At 44.7% G+C, this 10967-nt stretch carries 9 protein-coding genes; 8 read left to right on the forward strand and 1 reads right to left on the reverse strand.

Annotated elements, in window-relative coordinates; all coding sequences use genetic code 11:
* The coding region (locus ACRRU2_RS27990; RefSeq protein WP_432506698.1) for a hypothetical protein at positions 1-490 on the forward strand (490 nt) is incomplete at its 5' end.
* A 477-nt stretch (positions 491-967) separates the two neighbouring features.
* A complete protein-coding gene (locus tag ACRRU2_RS27995; RefSeq protein WP_432506700.1) occupies positions 968-1759 on the forward strand; it encodes an alpha/beta hydrolase in 792 nt (263 codons plus the stop codon).
* Between the two features lie 124 nt (positions 1760-1883).
* Here the strand turns inward: ACRRU2_RS27995 and ACRRU2_RS28000 are convergent, their stop codons facing one another.
* A complete protein-coding gene (locus ACRRU2_RS28000; RefSeq protein ID WP_432506702.1) occupies positions 1884-2798 on the reverse strand; it encodes a helix-turn-helix domain-containing protein in 915 nt (304 codons plus the stop codon).
* Positions 2799-3003: 205 nt separating this feature from the next.
* Between ACRRU2_RS28000 and ACRRU2_RS28005 the strand changes: the two genes are divergently transcribed.
* The 6 genes from ACRRU2_RS28005 to ACRRU2_RS28030 form a co-directional block, all read left to right on the forward strand.
* Entirely contained in the window at positions 3004-5913 is a 2910-nt protein-coding gene (locus ACRRU2_RS28005; RefSeq protein WP_432506704.1) for an S-layer homology domain-containing protein, read from the forward strand.
* Positions 5914-6037: 124 nt separating this feature from the next.
* Positions 6038-7618: an extracellular solute-binding protein gene (locus ACRRU2_RS28010; RefSeq protein WP_432506706.1), complete on the forward strand. Its 1581-nt coding sequence runs from the start codon at positions 6038-6040 to the stop codon at positions 7616-7618.
* A 12-nt stretch (positions 7619-7630) separates the two neighbouring features.
* A complete protein-coding gene (locus ACRRU2_RS28015; RefSeq protein ID WP_331701238.1) occupies positions 7631-8530 on the forward strand; it encodes an ABC transporter permease in 900 nt (299 codons plus the stop codon).
* Between the two features lie 27 nt (positions 8531-8557).
* Positions 8558-9433 carry a carbohydrate ABC transporter permease gene (locus ACRRU2_RS28020; protein WP_432506708.1) on the forward strand — a complete coding sequence of 292 codons (876 nt, stop codon included), beginning with the start codon at positions 8558-8560 and terminating at the stop codon, positions 9431-9433.
* A gap of 38 nt (positions 9434-9471) precedes the next feature.
* The gene (locus tag ACRRU2_RS28025; protein ID WP_432506710.1) at positions 9472-10326 is read left to right on the forward strand and encodes an amidohydrolase family protein; all 855 of its coding nucleotides are present in this window, start codon (positions 9472-9474) and stop codon (positions 10324-10326) included.
* 50 nt (positions 10327-10376) lie between these two features.
* Positions 10377-10967, forward strand: a 591-nt coding sequence (locus tag ACRRU2_RS28030; RefSeq protein ID WP_432506712.1) for a DegT/DnrJ/EryC1/StrS family aminotransferase, incomplete at its 3' end; no start/stop codon positions are given.

Here is a 10967-nt window from a genome sequence, read left to right on the forward strand (position 1 = left end):
TTATTTCTGGGATGGCTTGGAGGGAGTTCCGGGGATCAAGGCGCATCGGCCTGCCAAAGACTCGGATAGCACGATGGGAGGCTGGTATGCGGTTCGCGGCCATTATATCCCTGAAGAGCTGGACGGACTATCCGTCACTCGGTTCTGTGAAGCAGTCCGGGCGGAAGGAGTCCCTATTGATGCAGGCTGCAATCTGCCTCTTCATCTGCACCCACTACAGCATGTGGTCGATGTGTATGGCCACGGCAGACCGACGGTGATTGCTAATAGCGTGCGTGATATTCGCCAACCAGCAGGCAGCTTGCCTATATCTGAAAATATTGCGTCGCGCGTCTACACCGTTCCGTGGTTTAAACAGTATAAGCCAGATATTATTGATCAATATGTGGAAGCTTTTCGCAAAGTTATTGCAAACTACAAAGAGTTACTGGACGGGGACACAGGTAATCCGAAGCGGATTGGCAGTTGGAACTTTTTTAAACAAAAATAACGGCGGACTATGAAAATAACAAGCACAGTGAATTGGATGGTTAATGGCGCTGTGTTTGTTGTTTGTGCCATAATGGCAAGGGAATGAGGATGGGAAGCGTCTAAAGGATTTATGCAATTGATGTTCACAGGAAGATAAAGTATATTAATTGATATATTATTTATATTAAAAGGCGAAAGCAACAATATTAACCGGGTTGTCCGTTGATGCAATCGCCGCAGCTCGGATGGGAGATTTCGATTAATTGTGGACAATGATATGTGAAGCAAGGAAAGGGGAAGCGGAGAGCAAGATTGGAACTGGAGAAACGGTAGTGGCCGCCTTTGTATCACAATTTTACCCTTTAATAGGGCTTATGTAACCTGAAAATTGGCGTACAACAGCGGTCTTAAGTCCAGTCTTGATCGCAGCACTGTCCTTTTCCAGTGCTTGTTGTCTTATCCACAATTATTCGACGTTTCAACGGGAGGGGTAAAGATGGAGATATTTACGCATTTCTATGAGCAAGAGGAGGTTGCAAGACGCGCCATAGATATAGCATTGCCTGGGGAACTTGCGCATAAAACCGCGCTGTTCTACATCCATGGCGGAGGATGGTCAGCGGGCGAAAGGGAAGCCTTTCATACCCATTTGCAATATTTCGCAATGAAAGGGTATGCATGTGCAACAGCAGGGTACCGGCTTGCTCCAACTGTTCAATTGGCTGATCAAATGGGCGATATCGTTATCGGTTATCGGTTATTTGTTAACTATTTGAGAGATCAGTATGGGAATGAGATAGAACGGATAATTGTGCTTGGTAGCTCTGCCGGTGCACATCTTGCTTCTCTATTGGCTATGACAAAGCCTGATGAGTGGGTTATTGAGCCTGATCTGAGGAGAAATTGGCAATATCCCGCTGCTTGTGTGTCCATCAATGGGCCGGGTACGTTAGAGGAATGGAAGGATATGAATGAAGAAATTAAAGTGAGCATTGAGCAAGTTATAGGTGCGCGCTATGGAGAAAACGAGCAGCTATTTCGGCAAGCGTCTCCACTAGCTCGAGTTCACCCAGATGTGCCCGATTTCCTTTTTCTTATTGTCGGCAAGGAAGAGTATTTTCCGCATTGTTATATTTATGAGTTAGAGAAAGAGATTAAGCAGCATGGTTCATATGCCGAGACTGTTTTATTTCCTGAGGCGGAACATGGTTTCTTCTATGGGGTAACGAGTAAGCAGCAGCAAGAAGCATTAAGCATCTTGGAAGCATTTCTCGCTCGATACGAGTAGGGGAATAAGTCAACAGCTTTTGACAGCATCAAAATACGCGTTTCCAAATTTATCTTGTATCTCAATCTCAGGATAAATTCCGAAACGCGTATTTTCGTTGGGCGGATTGCCAGAAATACAATTCTCAGTATTGTTTATGACTTCGGTCATACCGCAAGCGAAATTCGTTGGGAGTAAGGCCTGTAGTTGCAGTAAATTGACGGGAAAAATGTCCAGGTTCAGCATAACCCAGCAAATCCGAAATCTGGCGCAGCGTAAGTGGACCGGATACAAGAAGCTCTTTCGCTCTTTCAATTTGCGATTCCTTTACAATTTGTTTGAAGGATTTCCCATAAAGCTGTTGGATGACACGATAGGTTTGTTTGACGCTCAAATGTAATTCTTCAGCCAGTTGCTCAATATTTAATGGTTGTTCGATGATTTTTTCAAAGAACAAATCAATAATTTGTGTACGGCTGTCATCTTTTGTTCTTAGCGGAAAGCGGGGCTGTTGCTGCAAAAAAGAAGTTTTGTACATTGCCCTCAACAGCTCTGCGAACAGCTGCATAAACAGTCCCTGCACCTTTACGTAGCTGCCGAATGAGTGTTCATGCAGTTCGTTGCTGATCAAGTCTTTCAGTCGAAAGATAGAAGTTGCCTGTTGAATCAGAACAACGGTTTGGACAGATGACAGCGCTTGCGAAAAATCATTGGCTTCAGCTTCCGGAAACAAGTCGTCCGAAGATTTGCGAATGGAATAAGTGAATTGCATGTAGCTCCTTGCCAAATCTTCGCATCCGTTGAATTTATGGTAGACATGTGGAGCAATTAATATGGCGTCTCCGGCTGCAATTGGCAATGTTTGACTTCCAATTGTGCATAATCCGCTGCCTCTTGTAATGAATTGCAATTCATAAGCCGGGTGGGTATGAGTGACGGTTGCAGAGAAATGCCGCACATCGGCAGAGAAGGCTTTGTCCAGCAAAATATCAAACAAAATAGGTCCAATGCCAACTTTTATGTTTATATTTTCCAAAGGAATCAGATCATTTGCTCTCATTGACTGCCTCCGATCATACCGTGATCTAGCCTTTATAATATCATATCGGCCAAGACTGCGTAAACGGGACAACATTTCGCATAAGATGTCCTTACCGTGCATTTTCATGTTAGAAAGATTGACTATACTTGGAGTTAAGCCTGTTGAATATATCTATTGATCAGCCAGGCTGAGAGCTTATATTGAGTAGATTGGGGGATAAGAGATGAAGATGCGAATGAAGGGGATGTGGCTGTTAATCATTGCAATGTTAGCGACAGTCGCTCCGCAAGCTGTTTTTGGGGATGGGGAAGCCAATAATAGCGGCGGGAATTTGGTGAAAAATGGCGGTTTTGAAGAACAGCTTTCTTTTTGGAATATTCCGCAAGGTACGGCGGCAGTTGATTCTAACGTATTCAGAACCGAGGGCAACAGCTTGTTCTATGAGAACAATGATCCTAACCAATATGAACTGTTCATGCAAGATATCCCGGCTAATCCTGGGGAAACGATTCATTTCAGTGTGTGGATCAAAGGGGAGGATATCGAGCAGCAGACTGGATTGCCACCCACTTCTGAAGATGGAGCTGCGGTATTTGTTCAAAGCTATGATGCAAACAACAAATACATCGACGGGGTGTTTCCCGCAGGTTTGCTTGGCACATTCGATTGGCAGGAAGTAAAGGGCAAGGCGATTATTCCTCCCAATGCCGCTCGTGTCGTCATAGGCCTCTATTTGCGGCCGCAAACGGTTGGCAAAGTGTGGTTTGACGATGTAATCGTGCAAAGGGAAATGCCGCAGCTGATGAAAACGTATTTGACTTATCCTAATTATCGTCATATTGCGTTAAGCAGTAGTACCGAACCATGGAAAGTAGATTTAATTAATCGTCTGTCAGCTAATGAAACGGGTTTTTCTATTCTTCATGAAGTGCGGGATGAGAACAATCAATCCGTATTTATGGAAACGCTTCCCGCAACGAACGGCAATTCAGAAATACAATATCAACCTGCTGCTCCTTTGTCCGCAGGCAAGTATGTATGGCGAATCGAGCTGCTGGACAGCGAGCAGCAGATTAGACAAAGTGAGCAGTATGAAATTACAGTGCAGCAGCAAATGCCTCAAATTTATATTGATCGAGATGGTTTTACAGTAATTAATAATGAAAAGTTTTTTCCGCTGGGAACTTATCTGATTCGTGATTGGTCGCATAGCAATGAGAACCTGCAAAAAATAGCGGATGCCGGGTTTAACACATTGTTATCCTACACTTACGGCGAGGCAGCGGATGCCGTGCAGTTTTTGGATCGCGCCCACCAGTACGGCTTTAAGGTGATCTATAATCTGGTTGATATTTATTTGGGAGATGAAGCGAATAACAGGAGTGATGGCCAAGATCCTTTCGAGGTTGCTGAGCAGTATATTACCGATTTGAAAGACCATCCGGCATTGCTCGCCTGGTATATAAACGATGAATTCGATTTAAGCTGGATGCCTGAATTTGAAAGAATGTATCAGCTTATTAAAGAGCTGGATCCCAACCATCCGGTCCTGCAAGTTTCCAACACAATGGGCATATTGGAGGAGTACTATCCTGTAACGGATGTGCTCGCTACCGATCCGTATCCGGTAGGAGATCACAACGGCGAGGATACCGATCTGACGATGACGTCCACTTTTGCCAAACATACGGCTAATGTTACACGGGGCGCCAAAGGAATGTGGATGGTAGCGCAAATGCATGATCTGTCCGTTTATTACGATTGGCGTGCGCCCAATCAGCCTAATGCCGAAGAAATGCTCAATCAAGCCTATCAGGATCTGATTCATGGCTCAAAAGGTTTAATCTTCTATTCCTTCTTTGATTTGTGGTTCCCGGACAGGAACCGATTGCCGGATGAAGATACATTTTTGCAAAATTGGCCGTATGTCCTACAAATGATGGAGCAGCTTGAACCGGTCATTCCTGTTATTATGACTAATCAACCCGTTGATTTGAACGTGCTGGATACAGATCCGGCAGTGGAAATTGCCGCTTTCGAGCATGATCAGCAATTGCATCTGATCATGGCTAATCCTTATTACGAAGCAAAATCTGTGACGGTTGCCATACCGCAAGGATGGAAGGTGCAAAATCAGACACAAGGCAGCATTGCCAGTGTTGTTCAATCAAATGCCATTACTTTTCAGTTGCCTGCAATAGGCAGCGGCGTCTTTGTTCTTGAAAAGGATTTGCCGGATAACCCGGGCTCTTCGCATAATCCTGTCTATACGTTATCTAATAATACTAATTTAAAATCGCTTGAACTATGGGCTGGCGGCGAATCTATCGTCATCAATCCTACCTTCGATCCAAAAGAAACTGCTTATCAAGCAGATACAAATGCGTCTCGGATTGTAGTAAAGGCGAGCAGTGAACATCCCGCGGCGCAGGTGACTTATCAGGATCGATTATTAAGGAGCGAAGAGGAAATTGAGCTGACGGAAGAAGTGAATATACTGACGCTTACTGTTCAGGCGGAGGACAAAAGCCGAAAAACGTATACACTTACTGTCCATAAGACAGGAAATGCCGGGGGGAGTACAGACGAGGAGCAGACCCAGTTTGATGATATTCGAGGACATTGGGCGGAAAGCTTTATCAAGCGAGCAGCAGCGGCAAAGCTTATCCTCGGTAATAAAGAGAGAGCGTTCAAGCCTGATCATGCAATAACTCGCGCCGAGTTTACCGTAATGCTGATTAATGCCTTACAGCTGGAGGAAAAAGAGGGGGTGCTTGTATTTACGGACAGCGGACAAATGGATAGTTTGGCAAAGAAAGCCGTAGCACAAGCGGTGCAGTTAGGTATCGTAAACGGTTATAAGGACGGAAGCTTCCGGCCGGATCGTCCGATCACCAGAGCGGAGATGGCCGTTATGATGGCAAGAAGCTTTCATATCCAGCAAACGGCCACAAAAGCAGCAAAATTTGCTGACGAGGACAGCTTTCCAAGCTGGGCGAAGGATGCGATAGAAGTCGGCAGAAGTGTTGGCATTTGGCATGGACGGAGCAATAACAGATTTATGCCGGATGCTCAAGCAACCCGCGCTGAAACGGCAGTGCTGCTGTTAAGAGTGCTTGATTTGCAAAAATAAATATAAGTGAGTGTTCAAAAAGTCCGGTGAATGCAAGATTCGATGTCGAGATGCTTGCCGAGCTACTTCGTTATCAAAATTGGACTTTTTGAACTGCCATTACAAAGAAAAAGGAGACGTTTATATGATTAAAAGGGGTAAGTTGAAGCATGTGGGTACCATTGCTGCTGTTATTTTAGTTTTATCATCCTTATTGTCTGCGTGCGGCAGCAAAAACAATGAGAACGGCGCGGAAGCTGAGGGAGACAAGCCGCCGCGCATTGATTTCTTGCTCTCGCATATTATGTCGCCTTATGCCATGCAGTATAAGGATGATAGTGACATCTATAGAGAGGAACTGTCAAAGTTGTCCGGTTATGATCTGCATTATGAATTTTTAGGTCATGGCAATGATTACACGCAGCAGTTGACGGTTCGTTTCGCATCGAGTGATTTGCCTGATGTGATCAGGACAGACAGTATCATTTCGACTATGCATCCGGGAGCGGTTGAAAAAGATATCTTTACGGATCTGACCCCGCTATTGGAGCAATACGGCCAGAACATATTGAAAAATGTGCCGCAAAGCGCCTGGGAAAGTTCGAAGGTATCGAAAGATGGGAAAATATACGGTATTCCCTATCTGTCCGCTGTACCTGCTTATCGCGTCGTATATATCCGACAGGACTGGCTGGATAAGCTAAATCTGCCGCAGCCCAAAACACTGGATGAATATTTGGAATTTTTTGAAGCAGTTAAAAACAATGATATGAATGGTAATGGCGACCCTAGTGACGAATATGGTTTTTACGTCAGAGAAAATCTTGATTACGGCAGTGACCTGTTTTTTAAGGAATTTGGCGTTCATCCGGATGAATGGATATATCGCGACGGCCAGTTTGTTCCAGGCTTGATTCAACCGGAGATGAAGGAGAGTCTGGCATTCTGGAAAATGCTATACGATAAAGGCTATATCAATCCAAATTTGTTCACCAACAAAGGGTCGGATTGGCGGGCGGGAATCAAGCAAGGCAAAGCTGCCATGTGGACACACGACGTTCCGGAATATAATACCGAATGGCATTCGGATTTGTTTGTAAACGAGAAAGATGTGAAAATAGCAATGCTGCCAGGGCCTGTTGGTCCAAAAGGGCAGGGGCTTACGCCGCAGCACGAGCAGATCGGTTATGTATATGTGATTCCGTCCTCCAATAAAAACCCGGAGAATGTGATTAAATATTTGGATTGGGCATGGTCGTCGGAAGAAGCAGAGAAATTTTTTGCCTATGGTATTGAGGGGCACAACTACTCGATAGAAGAAGGCAAGGTGAAATTTGATCCTACCCGTTATGCAAATGCAGAGATTGATGAATCTGAGATGTTCCGCACGGTGATTAATCCGCGGAGGGATGGAAGGCTGGAGCCGCTGGTGCTTGATGTAGATCCGAATGCGGAGTTGTTGAAACAAGGTCTTGAAGCGGCCAATCAATCGATATATCAGAACGAAGCGATGCATATGCCCGTACTTGAAGCGATGAAAGCTCGTCCTGAACTGGGACGGGGAGCGGGGACATTATTTCTGGATATGTTCGCCAAAGTGGTAACGGGCAAGGAAGAGATAGATAGCAGCTTCGATAAATTTGTGGCGGAGTGGAAGAAGCATGGCGGCGATGAAGCGATACAAGAAGCGACAGAATGGTACAAGAAGTCCAAGGGTATGCAATGATAGGAGGATTTCATGTTTAGAAAAGTCCGTCAGAAAGACGCCGTCATCCTGTTTTTAATTGCATTGCCGGGGATTTTGCATTTTTTGGTGTTCAATTATATACCTCTTGGCGGGAACATAATTGCTTTTCAAAAATACAGCATCTTTGACGGGATCGTCAAAAGTCCGTGGGTAGGTCTGGACAATTTCAAAATGATGTTCTCTATTCGAGAATTTTATCAAATTTTAGAAAACACACTTATCCTTAGTTTTTTATCTATTGTATTTGGCTTTCCTGCTCCGCTAGTGCTGGCGCTGTTATTGAATGAAATGCGCAGAATGTGGCTTAAGCGCTCCGTTCAGACATTATTGTATTTGCCCCATTTCCTTTCATGGGTTATCGTAGGCGGCATTTTTATTAATTTATTGTCGCTAGACGGGTTTTTGAATACCATTTTGAGCAGTATCGGGGCAGCGCCCAAGGATTTCATTACGAATCCAGATACGTTTCGCGGCATGCTGGTATCGGTTGGAATTTGGAAGGAAGCAGGCTGGGGAATGATTATTTATTTGGCGGCGCTTGCCGGCATAAACCCGAGTCTGTATGAAGCGGCGATGGTAGACGGAGCTGGACGTTGGCGGCAGATGTGGTCCATTACGCTGCCCTCGCTAATGCCTGCCATTATTGTTTTGTTCCTGCTCCGCATTGGCAGTGTGCTGGATACGAATGTAGAGCAGGTGTTGATTTTTATTAATCCGCTCGTACGTCCCGTAGGAGAAGTAATTGACACCTATGTGTATCGCATCGGTCTGCTGGGCGCTCAGTTCAGTCTTACTACAGCGATTGGGATATTCAAGTCGGTTATCGGACTGCTATTTATAGTAGGGGTAAACTACCTTAGCAAAAAATCGACAGGTGAAAGTATCTATTAGCCCGTTGGTCTCAAGGAGGAGATTTTCATGCCGACTTATCGGTCCGATCGCTTGTTTCACTCTATTAATGACGTGTTATTAGTGATCCTTAGTCTGTCTATGCTGGCTCCGCTTATTCATTTGTTTGCGGTCTCTCTCAGTTCTCCCAAATATGTCGGAGCCAAGCTGGTTTATTTTTGGCCGAAAGAATTCAATATCGAAGTATACAAAACGATCTTCAATACGGATTCAATGTGGAGAGCGATGGGGGTTAGTGTTTATATTACCGTTGTTGGCACTTTCATTGCTCTCTTATTTACATCGACAATAGCCTATGCTCTTTCCCGGCCGCAAATGCCGTTTCGCGGTCTTGTATTGAAAGGGATTATTGTAACGTTTGTATTCTCTTTGCCGCTTATTCCAAGTTATTTATTAGTCAAATCGCTGTATATGGAAAATACGTTATGGGCGCTTATGCTGCCCGGCGCCTTGTCCGCCTTTAATGTCATTATTATGAAAACATTTTTTCAGGGTCTTTCTGGAGAAATTTTGGAAGCGGGAAAAATTGATGGCTGCGGGGAGTTTGGAAACTATTGGAGAATTGCGATTCCGATGTCCACTCCCGTAATTGCTACCATTGCATTATTTCATGCCGTGGGGCAATGGAATGCCTATTTTTCAGCGTTAATCTATATTCGAACCAAAACGTTGCTTCCCATTCAAGTATTGCTGCGAAACTTGGTAATAGAAGACAATTTGCAGACCATAACAACACCGGGAACAATGGATATCGTAAGACCAGCTACGCCCGAGATGATGAAAGCGGGAATTATTTTGTTCGCCACGTTTCCGATATTGATTGTCTACCCGTTTTTGCAAAAGTACTTTGTCAAAGGTGCAATGCTTGGTTCGTTGAAGGAATGAAGAGAGACAATGTTTTTAGAGAGGAGCAGAAACCATTTATGATTATCGATTCACATAATCACCCGTATTATCAGATGATGAATCTGGAGAAGACGCTGGAAAATATGAAACGATTCAATATAGACCGAACATGGCTGCTTTCATTGGAGACGCCTGAGCATGAAGCATGGCCTGTTTATCACCCGAAGACGTTTGGAACGGAGGATGCAGCCATACCTTTTGCCCATTGTTTGGAGTATGTCAGAAATGCGCCTGATAAATTTGTATTAGGATACGCGCCTGACCCGCGTCAGCCCCATGTTATTCAAAAGATGGAGGCGGCTATTGAGCTGTACGGTGTTCGGGTGTGCGGTGAAATTATGCTCCGGATGACATATGATCATCCGGATGCGATAAGTTTGTTTCGTTATTGCGGCGAGAAGGAACTGCCAGTTATCGTTGAAGTTAATTATGGCGTGGAGGAGGAAGGACCTTTCGCACAGCCAGGTTATTGGTATGGCGGAGGAATTGAGGCTTTTGAGCGGCTTGTCAGAGCTTGTCCCGATACAGTGTTTCTTGGCCATGGTCCTGGTTTTTGGGCACATATTTCCGGTGATGATCTCTATCAAACTATGAGTTACCCTCAAGGTGAAATAGTTTCCGGTGGCAAAGTGATTGAAATGATGCGCACATACGATAATTTGTACTGCGATTTATCGGCTTATTCCGGTTATAACGCCTTGACCAGAACACCTTCTTTTGGAAAAGAATTTTTGCTGGAATTTCAAGACCGTGTCCTTTATGGACGCGATTGCTGGGATAATAATTTGCAATTGTTTTTGAACGGAGCCGGATTTACTGAAGAAGTACTTTATAAAATATATGCAGGTAATTCGTTGAAGCTTGTTCCTTGAAATAGTATGGCTAAAAGATAACTCACTAGATAAAAATGGAGGCGGAGAAAATGCTGGCTTTGCTAGGTGGTACAAAAACGATTAAAGAAGAGCATGTGGAAATGTTCAAGTGGCCAATTATAACAGAGGAGGATGAGACTGCAGCTTTGGCGGTCATTCGCAGCGGAGCGATGTCTGGAACCGACATTACGAAGCAATTCGAGAAGGAGTTTGCCCAGTGGCTCGACATGCAGTATGCTCTTGGTTTCAATAATGGCACAAGCTCCTTATTGGCTGCTATGTACGGCTGCAAGGTAGGGATGGGCGATGAGATTATTTGTCCAAGCGTCACCTACTGGGCTTCGGCATTGCCAGCCTATGCCTTAGGGGCGACGGTTGTATTCGCCGAAATTGATCCAACTACGTTATGCCTTGACCCGAATGATATTGAGCACCGTATTACAGAGCGCACCAAAGCTATTGTTGTTGTGCATTATTTGGGTCATCCGGCTGATATGGATGCGATTATGGCCATTGCCCAAAAACATAATATTAAAGTGATAGAGGATGTCTCTCATGCAATGGGAGGCTATTATAAGGGCCAAAGAGTGGGGACGATCGGTGATGTTGGAGCAATGTCGCTTATGTCGGGCAAATCATTA

The sequence above is a fragment of the Paenibacillus sp. GXUN7292 genome, assembly GCF_050864975.1.
Taxonomy (GTDB): domain Bacteria; phylum Bacillota; class Bacilli; order Paenibacillales; family Paenibacillaceae; genus Pristimantibacillus.

Bases quoted from the DNA above. Each gene is read 5' to 3' on its own strand.
- ACRRU2_RS27995 (WP_432506700.1), top strand. From the start codon at position 968: ATGGAGATATTTACGCATTTCTATGAGCAAGAGGAGGTTGCAAGACGC.
- ACRRU2_RS28000 (WP_432506702.1), bottom strand. From the start codon at position 2,798: ATGAGAGCAAATGATCTGATTCCTTTGGAAAATATAAACATAAAAGTT.
- ACRRU2_RS28005 (WP_432506704.1), top strand. From the start codon at position 3,004: ATGAAGATGCGAATGAAGGGGATGTGGCTGTTAATCATTGCAATGTTA.
- ACRRU2_RS28010 (WP_432506706.1), top strand. From the start codon at position 6,038: ATGATTAAAAGGGGTAAGTTGAAGCATGTGGGTACCATTGCTGCTGTT.
- ACRRU2_RS28015 (WP_331701238.1), top strand. From the start codon at position 7,631: ATGTTTAGAAAAGTCCGTCAGAAAGACGCCGTCATCCTGTTTTTAATT.
- ACRRU2_RS28020 (WP_432506708.1), top strand. From the start codon at position 8,558: ATGCCGACTTATCGGTCCGATCGCTTGTTTCACTCTATTAATGACGTG.
- ACRRU2_RS28025 (WP_432506710.1), top strand. From the start codon at position 9,472: ATGATTATCGATTCACATAATCACCCGTATTATCAGATGATGAATCTG.